This is a genomic window from Anaeromyxobacter paludicola (assembly GCF_023169965.1).
GTDB lineage: Bacteria > Myxococcota > Myxococcia > Myxococcales > Anaeromyxobacteraceae > Anaeromyxobacter_B > Anaeromyxobacter_B paludicola.
Map to the genome: position 1 here is coordinate 4,474,519 of NZ_AP025592.1, position 21,259 is coordinate 4,495,777.

Annotated in this window: 23 protein-coding genes, 1 other RNA gene and 1 pseudogene; 9 read left to right on the top strand and 16 right to left on the bottom strand. The window is 69.5% G+C overall.

Translation table 11 applies throughout. The features are described 5' to 3' along the window. Positions 1 to 74 precede the first annotated feature (74 nt). Positions 75 to 1,388: a hypothetical protein gene (locus AMPC_RS19905; protein ID WP_248343331.1), complete on the top strand. Its 1,314-nt coding sequence runs from the start codon at positions 75 to 77 to the stop codon at positions 1,386 to 1,388. An 87-nt stretch (positions 1,389 to 1,475) separates the two neighbouring features. Next, positions 1,476 to 1,937, top strand: a complete 462-nt coding sequence (locus tag AMPC_RS19910; protein ID WP_248343333.1) for a carboxymuconolactone decarboxylase family protein — start codon at positions 1,476 to 1,478, stop codon at positions 1,935 to 1,937. Positions 1,938 to 2,158: 221 nt separating this feature from the next. Here AMPC_RS19910 and AMPC_RS19915 read toward each other — a convergent pair whose 3' ends face one another. Beyond that, the gene (locus tag AMPC_RS19915; protein ID WP_248343338.1) at positions 2,159 to 2,728 is read right to left on the bottom strand and encodes a TMEM175 family protein; all 570 of its coding nucleotides are present in this window, start codon (positions 2,726 to 2,728) and stop codon (positions 2,159 to 2,161) included. An 86-nt stretch (positions 2,729 to 2,814) separates the two neighbouring features. On the opposite strand from AMPC_RS19915, the gene AMPC_RS19920 reads away from it, so the two are divergent. The 3 genes from AMPC_RS19920 to AMPC_RS19930 are packed head-to-tail and all read left to right on the top strand — an operon-like array spanning position 2,815 to position 4,956. Continuing rightward, entirely contained in the window at positions 2,815 to 3,696 is an 882-nt protein-coding gene (locus tag AMPC_RS19920; RefSeq protein ID WP_248343340.1) for a DUF1223 domain-containing protein, read from the top strand. Then, on the top strand, positions 3,674 to 4,204 hold the full coding sequence (locus tag AMPC_RS19925; RefSeq protein ID WP_248343341.1) for an RNA polymerase sigma factor: 531 nt from the start codon (positions 3,674 to 3,676) through the stop codon (positions 4,202 to 4,204). Before AMPC_RS19920 ends, AMPC_RS19925 begins: the two co-directional genes overlap by 23 nt. Then, the gene (locus AMPC_RS19930; protein ID WP_248343342.1) at positions 4,201 to 4,956 is read left to right on the top strand and encodes a cupin domain-containing protein; all 756 of its coding nucleotides are present in this window, start codon (positions 4,201 to 4,203) and stop codon (positions 4,954 to 4,956) included. Before AMPC_RS19925 ends, AMPC_RS19930 begins: the two co-directional genes overlap by 4 nt. Positions 4,957 to 4,963: 7 nt before the next feature. On the opposite strand, the gene AMPC_RS19935 is transcribed toward AMPC_RS19930, so the two are convergent. The 7 genes from AMPC_RS19935 to AMPC_RS19965 form a co-directional block, all read right to left on the bottom strand. Further along, positions 4,964 to 5,161: an OsmC family protein gene (locus tag AMPC_RS19935; RefSeq protein WP_248343343.1), complete on the bottom strand. Its 198-nt coding sequence runs from the start codon at positions 5,159 to 5,161 to the stop codon at positions 4,964 to 4,966. A 69-nt stretch (positions 5,162 to 5,230) separates the two neighbouring features. After that, positions 5,231 to 5,431, bottom strand: coding sequence for a hypothetical protein (locus tag AMPC_RS19940; protein ID WP_248343344.1), 201 nt, complete (start codon positions 5,429 to 5,431; stop codon positions 5,231 to 5,233). 17 nt (positions 5,432 to 5,448) lie between these two features. Next, the gene (gene msrA, locus AMPC_RS19945) at positions 5,449 to 6,012 is read right to left on the bottom strand and encodes a peptide-methionine (S)-S-oxide reductase MsrA (RefSeq protein WP_248343345.1); all 564 of its coding nucleotides are present in this window, start codon (positions 6,010 to 6,012) and stop codon (positions 5,449 to 5,451) included. A 95-nt stretch (positions 6,013 to 6,107) separates the two neighbouring features. Continuing rightward, the gene (msrB, locus tag AMPC_RS19950; protein WP_248343350.1) at positions 6,108 to 6,698 is read right to left on the bottom strand and encodes a peptide-methionine (R)-S-oxide reductase MsrB; all 591 of its coding nucleotides are present in this window, start codon (positions 6,696 to 6,698) and stop codon (positions 6,108 to 6,110) included. A 275-nt stretch (positions 6,699 to 6,973) separates the two neighbouring features. Next, the gene (locus tag AMPC_RS19955) at positions 6,974 to 9,037 is read right to left on the bottom strand and encodes a hypothetical protein (protein WP_248343351.1); all 2,064 of its coding nucleotides are present in this window, start codon (positions 9,035 to 9,037) and stop codon (positions 6,974 to 6,976) included. Further along, positions 9,034 to 9,453: a hypothetical protein gene (locus AMPC_RS19960; protein ID WP_248343352.1), complete on the bottom strand. Its 420-nt coding sequence runs from the start codon at positions 9,451 to 9,453 to the stop codon at positions 9,034 to 9,036. The genes AMPC_RS19955 and AMPC_RS19960 overlap by 4 nt, the downstream gene beginning before the upstream one ends. 70 nt (positions 9,454 to 9,523) lie before the next feature. Continuing rightward, a complete protein-coding gene (locus AMPC_RS19965) occupies positions 9,524 to 10,435 on the bottom strand; it encodes a hypothetical protein (protein WP_248343353.1) in 912 nt (303 codons plus the stop codon). A 468-nt stretch (positions 10,436 to 10,903) separates the two neighbouring features. On the opposite strand from AMPC_RS19965, the gene AMPC_RS19970 reads away from it, so the two are divergent. After that, positions 10,904 to 11,299, top strand: a complete 396-nt coding sequence (locus AMPC_RS19970) for a hypothetical protein (RefSeq protein ID WP_248343354.1) — start codon at positions 10,904 to 10,906, stop codon at positions 11,297 to 11,299. Between the two features lie 713 nt (positions 11,300 to 12,012). Here the strand turns inward: AMPC_RS19970 and ssrA are convergent. Further along, positions 12,013 to 12,363: a transfer-messenger RNA gene (ssrA, locus tag AMPC_RS19975) on the bottom strand. An 89-nt stretch (positions 12,364 to 12,452) separates the two neighbouring features. On the opposite strand from ssrA, the gene AMPC_RS19980 reads away from it, so the two are divergent. Continuing rightward, positions 12,453 to 12,722: a hypothetical protein gene (locus tag AMPC_RS19980; protein WP_248343355.1), complete on the top strand. Its 270-nt coding sequence runs from the start codon at positions 12,453 to 12,455 to the stop codon at positions 12,720 to 12,722. 192 nt (positions 12,723 to 12,914) lie between these two features. Here AMPC_RS19980 and AMPC_RS19985 read toward each other — a convergent pair whose 3' ends face one another. Further along, the gene (locus tag AMPC_RS19985) at positions 12,915 to 13,661 is read right to left on the bottom strand and encodes an NYN domain-containing protein (RefSeq protein ID WP_248343356.1); all 747 of its coding nucleotides are present in this window, start codon (positions 13,659 to 13,661) and stop codon (positions 12,915 to 12,917) included. Between the two features lie 255 nt (positions 13,662 to 13,916). Between AMPC_RS19985 and AMPC_RS20625 the strand changes: the two are divergent. Continuing rightward, positions 13,917 to 14,420 (top strand): annotated as a pseudogene (locus AMPC_RS20625) (Gfo/Idh/MocA family protein); the annotation flags it as partial. 85 nt (positions 14,421 to 14,505) lie between these two features. Continuing rightward, a complete protein-coding gene (locus AMPC_RS19995) occupies positions 14,506 to 14,967 on the top strand; it encodes a Gfo/Idh/MocA family oxidoreductase (RefSeq protein ID WP_248343358.1) in 462 nt (153 codons plus the stop codon). A gap of 20 nt (positions 14,968 to 14,987) precedes the next feature. On the opposite strand, the gene AMPC_RS20000 is transcribed toward AMPC_RS19995, so the two are convergent. The 6 genes from AMPC_RS20000 to AMPC_RS20025 all read right to left on the bottom strand — a co-directional run bounded on the left by AMPC_RS20000 (position 14,988) and on the right by AMPC_RS20025 (position 21,209). Continuing rightward, positions 14,988 to 16,553, bottom strand: coding sequence for an ArnT family glycosyltransferase (locus tag AMPC_RS20000; RefSeq protein ID WP_248343359.1), 1,566 nt, complete (start codon positions 16,551 to 16,553; stop codon positions 14,988 to 14,990). Between the two features lie 148 nt (positions 16,554 to 16,701). Next, entirely contained in the window at positions 16,702 to 17,592 is an 891-nt protein-coding gene (locus AMPC_RS20005; RefSeq protein ID WP_248343360.1) for a hypothetical protein, read from the bottom strand. A gap of 4 nt (positions 17,593 to 17,596) precedes the next feature. Continuing rightward, positions 17,597 to 18,142: a zinc metalloprotease gene (locus tag AMPC_RS20010; RefSeq protein WP_248343361.1), complete on the bottom strand. Its 546-nt coding sequence runs from the start codon at positions 18,140 to 18,142 to the stop codon at positions 17,597 to 17,599. After that, a complete protein-coding gene (locus tag AMPC_RS20015) occupies positions 18,139 to 19,209 on the bottom strand; it encodes a CarD family transcriptional regulator (protein WP_248343362.1) in 1,071 nt (356 codons plus the stop codon). The genes AMPC_RS20010 and AMPC_RS20015 overlap by 4 nt, the downstream gene beginning before the upstream one ends. 109 nt (positions 19,210 to 19,318) lie before the next feature. Then, a complete protein-coding gene (locus AMPC_RS20020; RefSeq protein WP_248343363.1) occupies positions 19,319 to 20,155 on the bottom strand; it encodes a CDP-alcohol phosphatidyltransferase family protein in 837 nt (278 codons plus the stop codon). Between the two features lie 139 nt (positions 20,156 to 20,294). After that, a complete protein-coding gene (locus tag AMPC_RS20025; RefSeq protein ID WP_248343364.1) occupies positions 20,295 to 21,209 on the bottom strand; it encodes a DNA-methyltransferase in 915 nt (304 codons plus the stop codon). Positions 21,210 to 21,259: the final 50 nt, after the last annotated feature.

Genomic DNA, 21,259 nt, shown 5'->3' on the forward strand with positions numbered 1-21,259 from the left:
GCTGGTGAGCACCCGTCGGCTCCGCCGGCGGCCACCGACAGGACACGAAGGTCCCAAACGCAAAGAAGGGAAGGATGATCGTTCACATCAGGCTGATCTCCGGCGCGGCCCTGCTCGTCGCGCTTCTTGCAGCGAAGGCCACTCGCGGCAGCACCGCTGGTGGAAGCGCACTCGAGGACCCGCGCAGCTCGCTGGCGGCGCGCGGCGCCAGGCAGGGCGAGCGGTCGGGCGCGAAGACCGGTGAGCCCGCGCCGGCGGTCACGTTCCCCCTGGGAACCGCGACTCCGCCGGAAGCGTGCGGCGAGTGTCACGGTGCCATCTATCGCGAGTACATGTTCGGAGTCGGCGGCGATACGCACGCGGCTCGGCCCTCACCGAGCCCGGCAGTCACTCCCGGCAAGCCGGCCGATGTCTCCTCTTCCCGCAGCGCCCACGCCGGGAGCGGGTCCCCGATAGCAGGCGTGAGCGCGGAAGCGACCCCCTCCTGCAACGGCTGTCACTCTCCGAGGTCGTTCGAGATTCCGGGCATGGATCTGGCGGGCAAGGCGCCCCCTCACGCGGGACACGCCACGAAGGGTGCCCTCACCTGCGCGGGGTGTCACCTCACGAAGGACGGAGGGATTCGAGCCGTGCGCGACGTGAACGCTCCGCACGGAACCGTCGTCGACCCGGCATTGCAGAGCTCGGCACTGTGCGCCCAGTGCCACGGCTTCTACGAGACGGGTGAGCGCATCGTTGGGAAGGAGATGCAGACCTTCCTGGAGTGGCAGCGGGACTACTTCCAGCCTGGGCTGGGGAAGCAGCAGTGTCAGGACTGTCACATGCCGCGCACACTGCGTAAGAGAGCCGAGGGCTTCGATGTCCCGCCGCGGGCCGTCGCGCGGCATCTCTGGACGGGCGGCTGCTCTCGTCAGCGCCACCTGGGGTCGCTGAGCCTGACTGTCGTGCGTGAGCAGGTGGGGTCGCGCAAGCTCTCCTTCCATGTGAGCAACATCGGTGCGGGGCACTCGGTGCCGACTGGGATGGCCCGGCGTGCGGTCTATCTGCGCGTGGAAGTGCTGGACATGAAGGGGAATTCCATCGGCGGCAAGGAATGGATGTTCGCTCCGTTCAAGGGGGATCGCCCCGATGACAAGGCATTTCTCCAGCAGGACGAGAAGCTCGGCGCCGCCGGCGCTGCTCTGGCTCGGGGCGACGCACAGGGGCCCCATGAGGCCAACATCCGGGCGGGCGAAGAGCGGGTTCTGAACTGGGAACCGGCGCTGGCGCCCGGGAAGTACACGGTGAAGGCGCGTCTCTCCTACGCGTTGGACCGATTTGCCGAACGTCCGGCCGTGGACGATCGATCGGTGCTCGCCAAGGAAACCCTTTCCGTCTCGATCCCGTGAGTCGGCGGGTCCGCGAGCGCATCGTCCACCGCGGTCGCTGTAGCCGGGCGGATGGCTGTACATCACGATGAAATCAGAGGTTCTGAGATGAGCGAGAGACTGGATTACACGAAGGTTGCGCCGGGCGGAGTGAAGGCGTTCGGCGGTGTCTATGCGTACATCATGCAGTCCGGGCTTCACGAGGGGTTGGTCGAGCTGGTCTACCTGCGCGTCAGCCAGATCAACGGATGCGCCTTTTGCCTCGACATGCATACCCGCGACCTCGTCAAGAAGGGGATGAGCATCGAGAAGCTGGCGCTCGTCCAGGCATGGCGTGAGGCCGGCAATCTGTTCAGTGCTCGTGAACAGGCAGCACTGGCATGGGCGGAGTCGGTGACGCGGGTGGCAGAGACTGGCGTTCCGGATGAAGCCTTCCGGGCTGCCGCCTCCGTCTTCGGTGAGAAGGAGCTGGCCGACCTGACCATGGCAATCAGCCTGATGAATGCGTACAACCGACTCGCCATCAGCTTCCGTCGCACACCGGAAGCTGTTCTCGCGGCGAAGCCCTGACGGCCTGGGCCGGACTGGACGCCCGTTGCCTGGGCGAGCGCGTCCGACAGTCAACGAAGATCTCAGAGTGCGAGGAGCTGCTGGCCGGCTTCCCGCGGGTAAATCAGCGCTTCTACTCGCTGGCCCGCCTCTCGCGGCGACTGCGGCGCTCACCGGTCGGGATGTGGTGGACCCTTCCCTTGAACCTCGCGTACCGATCCCTGCTTCGATGAAGGCATCTCCTAGAATTGCAACTCGATCCTCCTGTCAGGGATGAGCCACATGAGCGCCACGATCACGTAGATCGCGTCCGAGATCCGCGCGTGGACGAAGGCCAAGGGTATGGCGACCGCGTACATTGCGGCGGACAGCTTGCCCTTCAGGTCCCTGCCCACCGCCGCGGCCAGCCGGGAGTCCCTTCCCTGGTCGGCGATGAGCGCCGCCTGCAGGATCACGTACGCGAGCCCGGACAGGAGCAGCACGACACCGTACGCGGCCGTCGGCAGCGGCGCGAAATGGTTCTCCCCCATCCACCCGGTCACGAAGGGCACCAGCGAGAGCCAGAACAGCAGGTGCAGGTTCGCCCACAGGATCTTGCCGTTGATGCGCGACGCTGCGTGAAGCATGTGGTGATGGTTGTTCCAGTAGATCCCGAGCATGACGAAGCTCAGAGCGTAGGTCAGGAACTCCGGCAGGAGCGGCCGCAGCGCCTCGAGCTCGGCGCCGCGTGGAATCTTGAGCTCGAGGACCATGATCGTGATGAGGATGGCGATCACGCCGTCGCTGAACGCCTCGAGCCGACCCTTGTTCATCGGTGCTCCTCTTCGGACCCCCGGGACGAAGGATGCTGTAACGGCGCGCTCCTCTCCGCGTACTCGACTGTATGCGCGACCTCGGCATGAGCGGCACCCAGACCCGTCCTGCTCCTCGCGCAGGGCGCCTGGCCTGGAAGGGGCTGGTCGCCGCGGTCGCGGCGTCGCTGGCCGGCACCGTCGGAGCGGCGGACACCACGCGCGTGCCGGTGCTCGTCGAGCTCTTCACCTCGGAAGGGTGCTCGTCCTGTCCGCCGGCAGACGCTGCCCTGAGCCGCCTGCTTCGCGACCAGCCGATCGCCGGTGTGCGGATCATCGCGCTCTCGGAGCACGTGGACTACTGGGACGGGCTCGGATGGCGCGATCCCTTCTCTTCCAGGGCCTTCACGCGGCGGCAGGAGGCTTACGCGCGCCGGCTCCCGTCGGGAGGCGTCTACACGCCGCAGCTGGTGATCGGCGGTGCGGTCCACCTCGTCGGGAGCAAGGAAGAGGGCGCGCGAGCCGCCATCGAGACCGCCGCGCGCGAGCCGGGGGGCGAAGTGTCGGCGCGCGTCGTGCCGGGCGCCGGGACGGAGCTGGAGGTGGCGGCGCGCTGGCCGGCCGGAATCCAGGCCCAGGTGCTCGTCGCGCTCGTCCAGGATCGGGCGGTCAGTCTGGTGGAGCGCGGCGAGAACGCGGGGCGCAGGCTCGAGCACGTCGCCATCGCGCGCGCCGTCTCGGCGGTCGGTTCGGGAAGCGGGTCGTTCTCGGGTCGCGTCAAGCTCCCCGGAGCGCAGGGTGCCGATCGCGCGGTCATCTTCGTGCAGGAGGGGGACGGCGGGCGTATCCACGGTGTCGCTTCGGTCGAGCTTGGGGACAGGAAGCAGGGGCGACGGCATGGGTCCGGGGGCTCGCGTCGAGGTAACCTCCTCGCGGATGCGGCGAGAGGCAGACGAGGAGGGCCTCATGGAGGCCTACGTCGAGGGTGACGTGGAGGCGTTCGAGCGCCTCTTTCGCTCGCTCGGCCCCTCGATCCATGCGTTCTTCGTGCGCTCGATGGGGCGAGGCACCGTCGCCGAGGATCTCTTGCAGACGACCTTCCTCAAGATCCACGCGGCCCGCGGCCGCTGGCGCCGCGGAGAGGCGGTGCGCCCGTGGGCCTTCACGATCGCCGCCCGGGTGCGGGTCGACTGGCTGCGAAGGCACGGGCGCGCCGAGGCGGAGCTGGACGAGGAGGTCGCCAGCGCCCGCGACCCCCGCGAGGATCCGGCCGACGCCGCGGCGACGCAGGAGCGTTCGGCGCGGGTCCGCGAGGCGCTCGACGCGCTCCCGGAGCCACAGCGCGTGCTCGTCCACCTGCACCGGTTCGAGGGGATGAGCTTCGCGCAGATCGGCGGGGTCCTCGGCATCTCCGAGGGAGCGGCCCGGGTGCGCGCCTTCCGGGCCTATGCGGCCCTGCGGAAGCTGCTCGCATACCTGGTCGAGGAGGAGCGATGAGCGCCGAGTGCGATCGCATCCGCGCCGACGCGCCGGGCCTCGCCGCGCTCCTCCCGGACGACCCCGAGCTGGTCTCGGCGACGTCCCACGCGCGCGGCTGTCCCGGGTGCGAGCGTGCGCTGCGCGAGGCGGGGCGGCTGCAGGTGCTCCTGGCGGAGCTGGAGCCCGAGCCGCTGCCGGCGGGAGCCCTGGAGCGGGTATCCCGCGAGGTCCGTAACGCGCGCCGGCGCGAGTCGTGGCGGCGCCTCGGCGGGTCCGTCGGGGCGGTCTGCATCTCGGCTCTGATCTTCGTGGGGTTCGCGCGGACGCGCGCGCAGTCCCCGGCCGACTGGGCGCTCGCGGCCGCGATGTGGGCGCTCGCCCTCGTCGTCGCCCTGGCGGCGAGCAGGAAGCCGCTGCTCGCCACGGTCATCGCCGTGGCCGCTTCGGGGACCGCCGCGGCCCTCTCCGGAGGGGCGGGCCCGCTCGTTCCATCGATCGGGCTCGAGTGCGTCGCGACGGAGCTCGCGTCGGCGGCGGTCGTCGTATTGGCAGCCTGGCTGGTCGCCCGCGGCGGCGCCACGTCGCCGGCGCGCTCCGCGCTCGTGGTCGCAGCGGCGGCCGGGGCGCTGGCGGGCGACGCGGCGCTCCAGGTGACGTGCGCCGCACATGCGTACACCCCGCACCTGCTGGCCTTTCACGTGGGCGGGGTCCTCCTCGCCGTCGCGGTCGCGAGCGTCGTCACGCGAGCGCCGCGCACGGCAAGCGCTTGATGCGCGATCAGCCGGAGAGGACGAGCTCCGTGGTGATGCCGATGGCGGGTTTCAGGCTGCGGTAGAGCGGGCAGGAGTCGGCGAAGAACCCGTGCACGCGCCGGGCGGTCTCGTGATGCTCCGCCCCGGCGTGCAACTCCAGTCGCACGTGGATACGCCGGAGCACGAGCACCTTGCCCTCGAGCTCGACCTCGCCGGTCGCCACGCCGACCAGCTTTCCTTCCCCCGCCGGGATCTGGCGCGCCTCCAGCGCGCCTCCGAAGGTGCCCGTCAGTCAACCGGCCGTCGCAGCGACGACGTAGTCGATCGTCGTCGCGTGCGGATCGTAGGTCCCGGGCGCCCGCCCATAGTGCTCGGCGATGGCGCCGTGCACCCCGAACGCCACCGGTTCCTTCTCGCCGGGCAGGAATGCGCGCCGGAGCGGACCCGCGACCCGCTCGATCCTGGCCTCCGACCTGTAGACCACGTCACCCATCTGCTCCTCCCTTGGATTCACGACTTCGCTCGTGGCCGATGAGGCAGCGGGCATGACCGGGACCCGTGCTTCTCGTCCCACTGCTGGTGGTAGTCCTCGGCGAGCCAGAATGGGCCTGCCGGGGCGATCTCGGTCGTGATCCGGTCCATCAGCCGCGCCTGCTGCGCGTCGCGGGAGGCGAGCGCCGCGGCCTGCTGCTCGGGGCCGAAGGTGAAGATCGCCGAGCGGTACTGGTGCCCGCGGTCCGGTCCCTGACGGTCGCCGCTCGTCGGGTCGTGCGTCTCCCAGAAGGCCTCGAGCAGGTTGGCGTAGGTCACCTTGCGCGGGTCGAACTCGACCAGGACCGACTCGGCGTGGCCGGTCAGGTGGGCGCTCACCGCCTCGTAGCTCGGGTCCCGCTCCTTCCCTCCGGTGTAGCCGACCGCCGTGGCCACCACGCCAGGGACCCTGCGGAACCGCTCCTCGACGCCCCAGAAGCACCCCTGGGAGAAGATGGCGAGCTCGTTCCCCGCTGCCGCCGCCAGCGGCGTCCCGTGTCCGACGTGCCCCGGCCGCTTCCCGACGCTCGGATTGCCGATCATGTCGCCTCCCATGCCTTTGGCAGGGCCAGCCAACGCGGGAATCCAGAGCCGCGCCGCGCCGGCGAGCGCGAGAGCTCCCACCACGAGCGCGGCCTTCACGGGTGGACCCTCCCGCCCTGGGCGGTCGCCTCGAACAGCCGCGCATACTGCCCGTACCCCTCCTGCGCGAGCCGCTCCGCGGGGACGAACCGGAGGGCCGCGGAGTTGATGCAGAAGCGCAACCCGGTCGGCGGAGGCCCGTCATCGAAGACGTGGCCGAGGTGGGAGTCGGCGAGCCGGGAGCGGACCTCCGTTCGCGTCATGAGGAACTGGCGATCGCTCCGGGTGGTGAGCGCGTCAGGCTCGAGCGGGCGAGTGAAGCTCGGCCAGCCGGTGCCGGAGTCGAACTTGTCGAGGGAGCTGAAGAGCGGCTCGCCCGAGACCACGTCGACGTAGATCCCGGCGCGGTGCTCGTTCCAGTAGGCGTTCCGGAACGCCGGCTCCGTACCTTCCTGCCGCGTCACCCGGTACTGCTCGGGCGTGAGCCGCTCCCGGAGCTGGGCGTCGGAGGGCTTCACGTAGCTCCGCATGCTCGTGTGCTCCTGTTCGACGCCCCCCGGCCCGTTCCCGGCTGCGAGGCTGGCGGCGGGCCAGGCCAGCCAGACCACACCAAACCAGACGCCCAGCAGTCCCTTGCGCTTCCTCATGGTCGTCTCCCGAAATAGCTACTCTGCTAGTTCGGGCGGCGCCGTTCGGCGTTACGCGCTGGACCCGTGCGGGGTCGCGGCGCAAGGAAGCCTGTCCTGCGGGCGGGCAGGCGAGGGCGTTCCGGCGGCGCAGCGTCCGGCGGCACTGGTTGGCCGAGCGGCGGGTGCAGAGCCTACGGCGAGAGGCCCCGTCACTGCTTCGCGTGTCGACCTGCTTGCGCCATGTGCGGCGCGTTCAGGTGCTTGCGCGAGTGTACGGACATTGGTGCGCCGAGTTACGACGGAACACGTTTTAGAATTCTACCTTCGAACGACAGGAGCGAGTGCGGAACGCCTTTCAGCATTGGCTCCAGATCAGGCAGTGTCTCGCTTGTAGCTACGAGAACCTGCCTGCCGCCTTGAGCCTGCTGCGCCGCGATCTTGAGAAACTCTCCAAGGCTCTCGCTTGCAGTGCTCTGTTGCCGTGGTTCGTCAAAGACGAGAAGCCTAGGGTAGTTCGTAGTGAACGTGTGGTCTACGGACATCATTCCGAGCAGGTACGCCCAGACCGCTCGAATGGTGTCACTCGCAGAAAAGTCAAATTCCAGTTCCATCTCTTTTGGCTTTTCGCTGCGAACAAAGTCTAGATCGAAGCCCTCGTGTACAGGACGATATGTTTCGCGGGAAATGTTGAGCGAGCGCGGCTCCACACTCTTTAGTCCGAACCGTTCGCAGTATTCCACAAACCGCTGTTCCCATAATCCAAGCTTAGCCTGGTCGCGATGAGACAGGGCTTCCTTCGGCAGCTCGGCGCGAGCGGAAAGAAGGTGTTTGTACTCAGCTACAAGCTCCTCGAATCCTGCGATCAAAATCGACACTTCGTCGATAGCTCGGCGATACCGTGCAACCCGCTCCTCGATACGGAGCCGCTGTTCGATAGCGGCGACGGAAGGCGATTGTTCGTTGGAGGTCAACGTCGTACGCACCGCGCGTATCTCGGAGCGCAGCGCATCCGCTCGCTCGCGTATGATCGTGAGCTCACGCTGCTTCCCACGCAGTATGGCTTCCGAATCCGCCGCAACTAACGAAGCAAGCTTTCGCTGTTCATCAAGGAAGGCGATGTTTTCGGCAAGCGGCATGGATTCATGCTTCAGTACCTGGGGAAGCAGGTCGTCGGAGACCGCCTGCTGGCAAGTGGGACATGAATGACCCGACAGTGCGAGGGCCTGCACCGAGCCCAACTTGGACAACTTCAGCGCATCGCGGTTTCGCTGCAACTCCTTGTCTATAGAACTGATGCGAGAACGAACCGACTGAAGCTCGGCGGTTTCGGTTTCTACGTCTTCGACGGCGCCGGATGCGACCGCATCAAGTTGGGCGAGCGCATCTTCAAGATCCTTTAGCTTCGCAGCCAGTGCAGGCGCATCTTCACGAACCGTCGGCACCGGCCCAGCGGCGAGCCGCTGAAGCAGTTCCTCATCGGCTTGGATAACATCGTCCACCCGCACCCAAGTGTCGTTGCGATGGACTACAAGCGTCGGCAGAGCGGCGGGTGGCCAGGAGGTAGTCGGTTGCGTCGGAAGGCTCTCGACCACAGCTCCGATCATGCCTGCGGCTGTTCCAACTTCTCCTGCGGCCTTCTGCCAGCGTGTTACTAGGTCTCTTTCCAGCTCCCGCAACCGTCGCTTCTCAGCGTCAATGCGTTCAACGTCCAGTTTGAGAAGGAAGTCGACCACGTGTCGCCCCACCTCGCGGATACCGAGGTGCGTGGGGTAGCGAATGGCAAGCGTCCAACCCCGCCGTTGCTCCACGAACAGCATCGGGAAGATGCATTCCAGGTATAACGGCGACTCTCCGCCCGCATAACGAGCAACACTTGGAAGAGTCCACCCGATGAAGCGGGCCAGCATGTGATGAAATCCGACGCCTCGAACTGCTGCGCCCTTCTCGCGGACAAAGTAATCCGTCTGGGCGCCGGACGAGCCTGGGACCGTGAGAAGTGGGGCGTTCCATGTTGAGATGAGATTTAACGACGTAATGCTCTTGACGGGCCGCTTTACTGTTAGGACTTCACCACGCCCGTTCTCGATTTCCAGAAGCACCTCAGACTCGATGACGGGGTGCTCAGAATGGCCGTCCGAGACTTTGGCGGTCATGGCGTGCGGCAAGGGGACGTCGTGCTTCGGTCCCCACATCCCTTCAAGCCCAAGGGCATAGATGATGGCTTGCAGGCATGTTGACTTGCCGCTTGTGTTATCGGCACGAAGAATGAACAGTCCGGGAGTGAACGAAATGTCGGTTCCGAATACGCCATCCGGCGTAGTCGCCCGCAATCTCAAATGTCGAAGGTGTAGGCTCATCCTCGCGCCCCTTGGATAAGCAACTCACGCACAAACTTGTCCGTCACCGACTTCCCTATTTCATCGAGGAAGGCTCGCTCAGCCGCGAGACAATCGGTGCTGCGGTCGATGTCGCGCGCAAGCTTGCGCCCCTTGTCAGTTATCTTTACCCGCGCCTCTGACATGCGCTCGACCAACCCCTCGGCGACCGCGTACTCCATCGCGCGGTTCAGTGTCGGGTCGAACCGCACAACCATGTCCTTCGGGCTCAGTTTGCGGGCTCGAATGGCGCGAAAGCGCTCGCGCGAGTCCTCGCTCCTGACCGCCCAGTTGAGCAGGTGCAGTTGGGGTAAGGAAGCAGCTCCTCCCCGACAACTCTTCTCGAGGACGAGCAGAGCAAGGCAAATGCGCCAAATCGGCCGGAGGTCCGTGGGCACCGGAGTCGGTCGGCTCCGGAACGTGAACGGCACCCTGATGCCGGAATCGTCCAGCGAAAATGGAGATGGTCTAGAAGTCAAGCGGACACCTCATCAGCCAATCAGCGATGGCCTCCCAGGTCAGCGCCTCGGCCTGATCATGCACAACGTTGCCGACCGAATCATGCAGCTCCGTGAGGAACAGCTCACGTTGTCTCGCGAGGGTCTGGTCGGCGGGAGCGGCGGTAACCAAGGTCTCACCCGCCAAAAAAATCTCGCGCCTACGCTTAGCTTCAGCCACTAGCGCATACAGCTCGCTGTAGCGTTCGCGCATTAGCTCTAGAACGTTCTGTCCAGATAGATAGCGCTTAATCAAGAAGTCGCGGAGCGCAAGTTGCTTCTCGGGCGTGGCCACCGTCGGGAGCTTCTTGATCTTGGTCTCCATATTGTTGATCAGCCCGACATGTTCTTGGGACCACTTGCCGAGAAACGTTGCTTCAGGCTCCTCGTGAGGAAGATTAAGCTTGAGGGCTCCGGCGCACGCGAGAGCCGCGGCTTCCTTTGCGAACAGTTCTTCCGTGGCCACGCGAACCGTGAACTGTGGATGCGCATACGGTAGTCCTGCCGCCCGTACTTGGAGCGACTTCGCGGTGGCGTGTTCAAGTAGCTTCGCGCTTTCGAAGCGCGGTACAAGGAGAATCCAAAACTCTACTGCGACCGAGCCAAGCACATTGGTCAGGCGCTGCTTGTTGTTGATGAACTTGTTGATGTCGGTCGTGATCTTCCCACGCTGCTTCTGGTAAAGGGCCACGGTGGAGAGCGGCTCCTGCGCAGCGAAGCACTGGTAGGCGTTCCCGTCTGACGAGAACCCCTCGATGCCGCAGTCGCCCTTGTGGCGGTCCGGAACCGGCTGATATGCGCCGGGTTGATACCGCAAGCTGAGAAGCATCTGAATCCGCTTCTGCCATGCGGTGCCGTCCCACATCACGAGACCGTTCACCATGTGCGAGCTGTCCCCAAAGAGCTGGTGAGCTAAGCGGGCTGCAGCTTAGCAGGGTATGGGACGACTGACAGTCTGTGATGCGCCATGGGAGTACGGAGCTACCCTCCCGAATAAGAGCCGCTTGATCATGAGTCTGTCGGTGGTACCTTCCGTCCGTGTCACATTACCTTCCGGGACCGGTCAAGCAAAGCGCAGACGGCTATCCCATTTACGTCTTGGAGCAGGACGACGGAACGCACCGCTGGGTTGTAGTGCGGCCCGACGGAAGCTTCTTCTGCGACGAGAGCGGGCACGTCGCCGCCTCAGGGCCTTCGAACGGTTCCGTCTGGGCGGGGCTCTTGATCGGTGGGGCACTTGGCGCGCTGCTGGGGCCCTGGGGCGCCGTTGTGGGCGCCACGCTTGGCGCAGGCGCTGGCGAAGTGGCGAAGCGGACGAACGATGCCTGACCTCCCGGCAAGACTCGGAGAGATGATCGAGGCCTGGATCAGCGTCCGCCTCTTCTCCCTCGTTGCTATCGTCCTGCTCCTTGTCGTGTCACTCCGGCACTGGTCCCGAACTGGTGGGGACGTGGCGGTTCAGGCTCTGATCGGTCGCGCCGGGATGGCGGTGATCGCTGTAGTTGGGATCGGGCTTTCGCTTCGCTATCTCGCCTTTTGCCTGCAGGGTGTTCCGGGCCATTCTCTTGAGCAGCTCTCAGATCTTGAGCGCAGCGGGATGCTGGTACTGTTCGCGGCCGCAACCGGCATTAGCGGTGGCGCCGCGCTCGTAAGCGCCATCGGCATTCGACAGAGGGCTCCGGCACCTCCAGCAGCGTCAACTTCGCTGCCTACTTCCGAGGCCCGGGCCCTCGATGTAGGCGAGTGACCCTGCTTCCCAGGGTCGGTGTCGCCGCGCTTCCACACCATGCCTAGCTGGGAATAATTGACGGTCGTCGAAGGGGAGGTGGATCTATGGACACCCGTGTGCTGCAGCCGCTCATCTACAAGATGACTCACCCCGGTGATCCTCAGCCCGAGTCCGACGAGTCGGCCTCAGTGCCCGCGTGGGGCAGGCAGGACTGCATGGGCGAGGTGCGCGATAGGGACTACGACGCTGTGGTCGGTGTCGGGGGCGTAGGCCGAGAGCCGATTTCTCACAGCTTGGACGGCAAGGTTCTGTGGATCGGGATCGGTCCCAAGTCTTGGACCGGCGGCCGGGGATGGCGCGGCAAGATCGTGACGTTCGATCATTACGTGTGGCTGGGGACGAAGGGCCCTTCGTTCCTTCAGCTCGCGCCGAACCTTGCCAAGCGAATGCTCGGGGACAACGCGCGTGTTGTTATGTCCCTCTCTTCGGAGGAGAGGAAAGAGGTCGCAGCCATTCTCCAGATGGCCGTTGACGCTCCGGCGTGCCACCCGCAGTCGGGCGACCAGCCTCAAGCGAACATGGGTTCAGCCAAGGGGCACTGTGGGTGCAGGGCCGCGGGTTGCGGCACTGATGACGATGCCCCCGCGTGCTCCTAAAACGCGCCCTCACGAAGTTCGTCAGGGACCTGCTCGCGGCCAGAAAAGAGAAAGCCCGCGTTCCCGCGGGCTTTTGAGTGGAGGCGCCGGGAATCGAACCCGGGTCCGAAAGACTTCTAGCGAAAGGTCCTACGAGCGTATCCCGGAGTGGATACGTGAACGGCAACCTCCGGGCCTGCAACCGTTCACGTCCTCGCCCTTTGATCTCGTCCGAAGCAAGGCGGTTCGCTTCCCGCTTCAGACCAGCCGGAGCTGACGTCCACACCCGCTACCCGGCGCTTGCGGGGGAACGCACGGCCTGTTTTTAGGCCGCGAGAGCCATGGGCTCGTTCGCGTTTCTGCTTGGTCCCGTTTTTACGTGGCCTCGTGACCAACCACGGCTCGCACCCTGCGCCTTCCATCCTCCGTCGAAGCCAGTTCGCCCCCATGACGAACCTGCCCTTCATGTAACGCCCGGGGGGGACACGTCAAGCGCGGCGAGCGGGTGCCTAAGTTTCAGGGAGGGGGAAGACCGCGTGAACCACAAGCGACTCGTCCGCTCGCTCTGCTTGCTGCTCGGCCTCTCGCTTGCGCTGCCAGCGGCAGGGGGAGACCTGAAGGATTCCGCCGATCAGGCGGAGCACGACACCCGCAAAGCGGTACGGCAGCACAAGCCAGGGGGCGAGGACCTGGGCGACAGGGTCGAGGACGCGAAGGACTCGGCCGCGTCCCACCGGGACAAGGCCCGGAAGAAGGGGCGGAAGGGGAAGAGCAAGCTGCGGAAGGACATCCACTCCGAGCGGTAGAGGCAGCGGGGACTCCTGGCCGCCCCTCCCCAGCCCTCCCTGCCCGAGCGGGGAGGGGGTGGCCGCGAGGGCGCCCGCCGGTCGCGGCTCACCTGCCAAGCCCGCGGCGCACGCGGGAACGGGGAGCACGCGCCCAGGGACGCCAGGTGGGCTCAGCGCCCGGCGAGGCGTCTGGGGCTCAGCCCCCGGCGCCTACACCGCGCTCACGTACCGCTGCCCCTTCTGACCCACCTCGACCTTGAGCAGCCCCTCCTTCTCCATCGCCTCGAGGAGGCGGGTGAAGCTCGAGAAGCCGTGCTCGCGCTCGTCGAAGTCGGGCTCCTTGCGGACGATCGCCTCCTTGATGGCCGAGGGGTTCACGGGCCCGGTGGCGCGGCCGAGGATCGACGACACGGCCTCGCGGGCGATCTCGGGGATCTCCTGCGGCTTCGCCTTGGGCTGCTCCTTCTTCTCGCCCTGGCGCCGCTGCCGCTCGGGCGGGCGGAGGTAGACGAACTCGTCGCAGGCCTTCACGAAGAGGGGGCTCGTGGCCTCCTTCACGGCGAGCCCGATGACGTACCGGCCGTTCTCGCGGAGCTTGTACGCGAGCGGGCAGAAGTCGGAGTCGCCGGAGGCGATGGCGAAGATGTCGATGTGCTCGCGCAGGTAGGCGAGCTCGAGGGCGTCGATGACGAGCCGCATGTCGGCGCCGTTCTTGCCGGCGCGCGTGGACGGGGGCACCTCGATGAGCTCCACGCCGCGGTCGTGCAGGTTCTGCTTCGCCCCGCCGAACCGGCTCCAGTCGCAGTAGGCGCGCCGGTAGACGACCTTCCCCTTCTCGAGGAGGAGGTCGAGCGCGGGCTGGATGTCGAACTTCTCTGGCGCGAGCCCGGTGCGGGTGACGAGGTTCTCGAAGTCGATGAAGAGGGCGATGCGGTGATCGCCCGGTTCGTTTCTCATGGCGCGGACCTTACCTCAACGTGAGCCGTTCGCCCACGAACGCGCCGGGAGGGCGGCCGAGCGGGCGGCGGCGGGGGCCCGGGGAGGGGCCCGGCGGCGGGCGTTCGCAGCGCGGGCCGGCGGCGTTGCGGCCCCGCGCCGCCGTGCGGAAAGTGACCGCGGAGGTGGCCCTTGGCGAGCGCGACGAGGACGGGGAGCCGGCGGGAGCAGCGGAGCGTGGGGTACGCGGTGGTGGGGCTCGGGCACATCGCCCAGGTGGCGGTCCTGCCGGCCTTCCAGCACGCGCGCGCCAACTCGCGCCTCGCCGCGCTGGTGTCGGGCGACTCCAAGAAGCGGCAGGCGCTCGGGAAGCAGTACGGCGCCCCGGCGTTCCGGTACGAGGATCTCGACGAGGTGCTGGCGCGTGAGGACGTGGACGCGGTCTACCTGGCCTTGCCCAACGGCATGCACCACGACTGCGCCGTCCGCGCCGCCCGGGCCGGCGTCCACGTGCTCACCGAGAAGCCCATGGCCACGAGCGAGGCGCAGTGCCTCGAGATGATCCGCGCCGCCGAGGAGAGCGACGTGAAGCTGATGGTGGCCTACCGGCTCCACTTCGAGCCGGCCAACCTCGAGGCGCAGCAGGTCGCCTGGTCGGGCCGCATCGGCACGCCGCGCTTCTTCAGCTCCACCTTCAGCTACCAGGTGAAGCCGGGGAACGTCCGCATCGAGGCGGAGCTGGGCGGCGGCGCCATCTGGGACCTGGGCGTCTACTGCATCAACGCCGCCCGCTACCTCTTCCGCGCCGAGCCGGTCGAGGTGATGGCGATGGCGGCGGCCGGCTCGGATCCGGCGCTTCGAGGGCGTGCACGAGGCCTGGTCGGCGCTGCTCCGGTTCCCCGAGGAGCGGCTCGCGGCGTTCACCTGCAGCTTCGGCGCGGCGGCCACGGGGAACTACCGGCTCGTCTGCACCCAGGGCGAGCTGCACCTCGATCCGGCGTACGAGTACGTGGGCGAGCTCGTCCGCTACCTCTCTCTCGGCGAGAAGAAGACCTCGCGCAAGCCCTACCGGCAGAAGGACCAGTTCGCGCCGGAGCTGCTCCACTTCTCCGACTGCATCCTGCGCGACCGCGAGCCGGAGCCGTCCGGGTGGGAGGGGCTCGCCGACGTGCGGGTCATCGAGGCGGTGCTCCGCTCGGCGCGCGAGCACCGGCCGGTGAACGTGGAGCCGGTTGAGCGGACCCGGCACCCGAGCCGGGAGCTCGAGCAGCGGCTCCCGGCGGTGGAGAAGCCGGAGACGGTGGACGTCCAGGCGCCGAGCGAGTAGGGCCGCCCGGCTCCGCCCGCTCAGCGCCAGGCGCCCTCGCGCGCGTAGACCTCGACGAGCGGCACCTCCTCGAGCCAGGCGCCTGCGACCGGCCGGCGCGTGCCGAGCTCGGTCCAGGTGCGGAACTGCTTGTCCATGAACTCGCGGTGGTGCTGCCAGAGCGAGAGGTCGGCGTCCTCCGGCCCCTCCGCCTCCCGGAGGTCGGGCCGCAAGAGGCCTTCGCGCCGGTACGCGCGCACGTCGAGCGAGGTCGCCTCCTGCCACCAGATCCGCGCGCCGGGCGCGGCGTGGGCGTTCACGGCCGGGAGCACGGCGCGGACGTCGTCGCCCCAGAACTGGCGCTGCAGGCCGAGGCTGGCCGCGCCGGGCGGGCCGCCGGCGAGATCGCCGTAGGAGGCGGTGCCGAAGGGGTGCTGGCGCGCCACCGACCAGGCGGCGGGCGCCAGCGCCAGCGCGGCGAGCGAGAGGGTGGCGAGCGCGGCCCTCCGCGGCGCGAGCGCCCGCCCGGCCTCCGCGAGCGCCCGCGCCCCGAGCAGCGCCAGGAAGGGCATCGCCGGGAGCCAGTGCTTCACGCCGCCGAAGTGCGGCACGGTGGGCCACGCGATGAGCGCCATGGGGAAGAGCGCGTTCAGGGCCAGGAGGAGCTCGAGCGAGCAGTCGCCGGCGCCGCGCGCGGCGCGCCAGGCGGCCTGGGCGAGGCCGCCGACGTAGGTCGCGAGCACGGCCCCGGGCACGGTGAGCGCGGTGACCACGAACGGATAGGCGACGGGGAAGGGCGGCTCGCGCAGGAGCGTCCCGAAGTAGAGCCAGGCGTAGTTCTCGTGGTGCAGGTGGAACGCCAGGTACGCCTGCGCGCGGGCCAGGGTGTCGTGCCAGAGCCAGGGCCAGGTGAGGACGAAGACCGCCGGCCCGAGGAGCACCATGAGCGGGATCGCGCGAGGGAAGGGCGGCGCGCGCTCGCGGTCGAGCAGCCGGAGCGCGACCCAGTGCGCGAGGAGCAGCGGCGGGAGGAACCAGGCGTTGTGCTTCACCCCGAGCGCGGCGCCGAACGCGAGCGCCGGGACGAGCGCGCGCCGCCAGCCGCCCCGGAGCGACCACCGGTAGGCCTCCACCACCGCGAACCAGAGCGCGGCGATGGCGAGGTCGAAGACGGCCGGGTGCAGGTGGTAGAAGTGGCGCGGGGCGCACCAGAAGAGCGCGGGCGCGAGGAGCGCCCCCGGCCACCCTGCGAGCTCGCCGCCGGCCCGGGCGAGCAGGAATGAGAGCAGGGCGCCGAAGAGGAAGGCGCCGGCGCGGAAGCCCTGGGCGTGGCTCGCCACGCCGAGCCCATCCGTGAGGACCGCGTGCGTGAGCCCGAAGAGCCCCTTCGCGAGGGCGGGGTGCTCGTGGTTCACCGCGTAGCGCGCGTCGATGCGCCCGAGCGCGCCCGAGGGGTGCGCCAGCGCGCCGCGCCACCAGCTCGCGTAGGACTCGGCGGCGACGAAGTAGATCCCCTCGTCGCGCGAGAAGCCGACCGCCGGCGCGGTGGTCCAGGCGACCGCAATGGTGAGGGCGGCCCAGGCGAGCGGAAGCGCGAGCCGCCTCATGGCGAGCGCCCCCTCCCTGTCCCTCCCCCGCTCCGCGGGAGAGGGGAAGAGGGGCGCGAGGTGGGCAGCGCCGAGGAGCACCGAGCGGCTCTCCCTCCCCGCTCGGGCGGGGAGGGCAGGGGAGGGGCGGCCATGGGCTCCGGGCGGCTCACCGCGCCCCCACCGTCATCGCGTCGAAGCAGAACCAGCGCCGCGCCGGGTCGGCGCTCGTCACGGTGAACGCGACCGCCGCCTCCCGGCCCGCGAGCCCCGCGGTGTCGAACGAGAAGCCCTGCCAGCCGAGCCGGCGCGGCGACGCCTCTGCGGCCCCGAGCGGCCTCCCCGCGACGGCGACCTCGAGCCGCACCGGCGCGGCGCCGTCGTACGCGGCCTCGCCGATGATGCCGACGTGCCCTCGGAGCGCCCGCCCCAGTCGCACGCGAGGGAAGCGGATCCGCAGCGGCGCCCCCGCCGCCGGGTGCGCCAGGATGCAGGCGCGCGGCCGGAGCGCGATCTCGCGGGTCTCCGCGGCCACCCGGAGCCAGGGTGGTCCCGGGCAGCGGAAGCCGCCCGCGCCGCCCGCCGGGCAGGGCCGGCCGCCCAGCGTCACCTCCGCCCCCTCGAGCAGGTCGGGCAGGAAGGCGAGCGGCAGGAGCGGCTCGCGCAGGTCCACGCGCGTGAGCCGCAGGGCCCCGAACCGCCGCGGCGCTCCCGCGACCTCGCCGCGCGCGCGCAGCTCCCGCGCCTCGCGCCCGTCCCACCGCGGCGCCTCCGGGAGCTCCACCAGGAACACCCGGCGGACGCCCGCGAGGTCTTCCCCTTCGTACCCGGGGAGCGCCAGCACCGGCAGCCGCTCGGGGAGGTAGAGCCGCCCCCGCTCCGCCCACCAGGGCGCGAGCGCCGCCGCGTCGCCCGGCGCGCCCTCGCGCGCGACCGCAGCGGCGACGGCGCGCCAGTCGGCCTCGGTGGGGAGACGGCGGGGGATGGTGGCCTGGAACCAGAGCCCGTGCGCGCCGAGCGCGCCGACGAGGAGCGCGAAGGCGGCGGCGGGCCACCTCACGGCCCTACGTCTTCGACATCCGGATCCGCCGCTCGCTCTTCTCGCGGCAGAAGGTGCAGAGGTGCTGCTCCGGGTGCTCCGGGAGGTTCGGCGACCACGACGGGTGCATCGCGCAGCGCGGGTCGTAGCAGTGGTGCAGCTCCCACAGGTGACCGACCGAGTGGATCGCCTCGCGCGCCAGGCGCTGCCGGTAGTCCTCGATCGACGCCTCGGTGGCGCCGCGCGCGGGGATGCGGCCGGTCGAGAGCACGGCCCGGTCGCCGCCGAACACGGCGTAGCACCAGCTCGGCGGCTCGCCCAGCGGGCCTGGCTTCACGCGGATCGGCGCGCTCGTGAGGTAGAGCACCTTGTCGTCGGCGAAGGTCTTGATGGGCTCGACCTCCGACAGGATCCGCGCGGCGTCGTACCGCCCGTCGTTGGTCTCGGCCTCGGCCGGCAGCGGCTTCGAGCCGGCGTGCTCGGTCCCGAGCCCGTAGGCCTGGAACAGCGTCCGCGAGAGCGCGGCGAGGTCCTCGGGGTCGTACGGCTCGAGGGTGACGATGCGGATCACTTCTTCTTCCCCTTGGCCGCCTTGGCCGGCTTCTTCTCCGGCTTGGGCGCGGTCTTCTTCGGGGCGAGCTTCTTCGCGGGGGACGCCGCCTTCTTCTCGGGCTTCGCGGCCGCCTTCTTCGCGGTGGGCGCCGGCTTCTTCTCCGGCTTCTCCTCGCGCGCCTTGGGCGCCGGCTTCTTCGGCGGGGGCGCCTTCTTCGCGGGCGCAGCCTTGGCGGGCGTCGCCTTGGTGGGCGTCGCCTTGGCGGCGGCGGCCCTGGCCGGCTTCGGCGCCGGGCGGGGAGGGGCGACGGCCTTCTCCGCCGCCTCCTCGTCCTCGTCCGCCTCGTCCTCCGCCTCGGCGGGCTCCTCGGCGTCGGCCGCGCCCTCCTTCGCCTCCTCGTCGGGCACGCCGGCGCCGCCCAGCCCCTCGGGCTCCGGGATGTCCTCGAGCCCCGGGATGCCCAGCTCCCCGAGATCGAGCGCCTCGTCCTCGGCGTCGGTCCGGACGACCTTGTGGCGCGGGCGGACCGGGAGCACCACCGGCTTGGGTGGCGGCTTGAGCTTGAACACGGTGCCGGCGGGCGGCATCAGCGCGTAGTCGAGGTAGTCCTCGGCGAGCGTCGGCTCCACGTTGAGCGACACGGCCACCTCGTGGACGAGCAGGTGGCGCGCGTTGTCGTACTGCTCGCGCTCCTTGGTCGGGAGCGGGCGGATGCGCGAGAGCGCGTGGAGCCCCTTCACCACCTCGGCCACGCCGAGCACGCCGCCCGCGATGAGCCGGTCGGCGTTGTCGCGGTGGCGGACCTTCCAGTCGAGCTCCGGGTCGTCGTACTGGGCGGCGAGGTAGTGGAAGACGCCCTCGATCTGGTCGCTCGAGGCGACCCGGCGCAGGCCGATGGAGGGCACCTTGCCCCGCGGCACCATCACGACGGCGCCGTCCTCCTCGCGCGCCATCTCGACGAACTCGAGGTGCTGGCCGGCGATGTCCTTGGTGGAGCGGCCGGTGATCCGGCAGACGCCCTGGTTGGGATAGACGACCCGGTCGTTGATCTTCAGCTCGACCGCATCGGCGATGATTCCCTCCACCGCGGGAAGCTGTTCCTTCGGCTCCTCGTGTCGCGCAGGCGGGCCTCTCACCCTGGTTGGCTTAGCATGCGACCTTCGGGCGGACCAGCCCGAAAAGGGGTGCAGGCCTTCACGGACCGTAGCGGGCGTCGCGCCGCTCGACCAGCCTCAGCGTGGGGGCGCGCGAGCCTCCCCGGTCGGTCCGCTCCAGCGCGGACAGCGCGCCGTGGATGCTCACCGCGCGCCGCAGGGCGGTGCCGGCGGAGAGCACCGCCACGGCCGTGAGCGCCGCGCCCACGAAGGTGCGGGCACCGCCCGGGCCGGCCCACGCCTCGGCGAGGGGCGAGAGCACGCAGGCGAGGCCGGTGAAGGCGATCCGCTCCGGCCGCTGCATCCCGCCCACCCGTGCCGCCTCCCCGGCGCCGAGCGACTCGCCGCGGGCCCGCGCGTAGGAGACGAGCACCGAGGCGAACGCGGCCGCCAGCGCCGCGTAGAGGATCTGCGAGCCGCGGAAGTGGACCGCGAGCCCGCCGAACGCGAGCAGCTCGGCGACGCGGTCGAGCGTGGAGTCGAGGAACGCGCCGGCGCGGGTCGCGCGGCCGGTGGCGCGCGCCACGCGACCGTCCACGAGATCGAGGCTCGCGCCGAAGAGGTAGATCCAGCCGCCGGTGGGCAGGTCGCCGGTGGCGAGGAGCACCGCGGCGACCGCCACCACCACCGCGCTCGACGCCGTGATGGCGTCGGGGCCGACGCCGGCCCGCACGCAGAGGCGCACCAGCGGATCGAAGAGCCAGATCCACCACTCCTGGAGCCACTTGCCGAACGGCGACGGCCCGCGCGACTCGACGGCCGGGGTGTGGGGGCGACCGAGGAGCGCGCAGCGGGCCGCGAAGACGAGGAGCGTCCCGAAGAGCGCCACCGCGATGGCGAGGAGCGGCGCGAGCGAGCCCAGGGAAGATCCGGTCACGCGGACAAGGTAGGGCGAACCGGCCCGGGCAGCAGGGCTGCCCCCTCCCTGTTCCTCCCCCGCGGAGCGGGAGAGGGAGGAGGTTCACGGGCCGGGCGCCTCGGGGCCGCTCCGGAGGACCGCGGGGCGCGCGCGAGCCTTACGGCCGCAAGTCGCTGCCGGCGACGGCGAGCGCCGGCCGGGGCAGCGCGCCGAGCGTCTCGTCGCCCGCCTCGACGGCGGTGAGGCGCCGCGCCGCCAGGTCGAGGTACCTGGGGTCCATCTCGAGCCCGAGGAAGCGGCAGCCGGCGCGGACCGCGGCGACGCCGGTGGTGCCGGAGCCGCAGAACGGGTCGAGGACCAGGTCGCCCGGCGCGGCGCTCGCGGCCACCACGCGCTCGAGCAGCGCCACCGGCTTCTGCGTCGGGTGGCGGCCGTGCAGCTTCTCGCGCGGGCCGGGCGTGGGGATGCCCCAGACCACCTGCTCGCCCTCGGGCTCCGGCCGCTCGCAGATCGACCAGAGGTCGCGCATCTGCTTGCCGCCGTTCTCGGCCTTCATGTCCCGGTAGTTGAAGCGGTGGGCGAGCGGCTTCGACTTCATCGGGCTCGCCCAGAGCAGGAGCTCGGTCGAGTGCGTGAAGAAGCGGCAGGCGAGGTTGGGCGAGGCGTTCGGCTTGTACCAGGTGACGGTGTTGAGCAGGTGGAAGCCGAGCCGCTGCATGGCGTACCCGACCCCGAAGATCACGTGCTGGGTGCCGGAGATCCAGATGGTCCCCGAGGGCTTGAGCGCGCGGCGGCAGGCGGCGAGCCAGCGGGTGTGGAAGTCGAGGTCGCCCTCGAGGCCGCGCGACGCGTCCCACTCGCCCTTGTTGACGCTCACCCGCTTGCCACCCTGGCAGGTGGTGCCGCCGTTGGAGAGCATGTACGGGGGGTCGGCGAAGATCAGATCCACCGAGCGAGGCGGCAGGCGCTCGAGCGCGGCGATGCAGTCCCCCTCCACGAGCGCCCAGCTCTGGCCGGCGCGGGAGGTGTTCGGGAGGTCGTTCCAGTCGTGCAGGTCGAGCCGTCTCGCCATGGTCAACCCAGGATATGGGCGATATCGATCCTGTCGAATTTCCTGCCGCG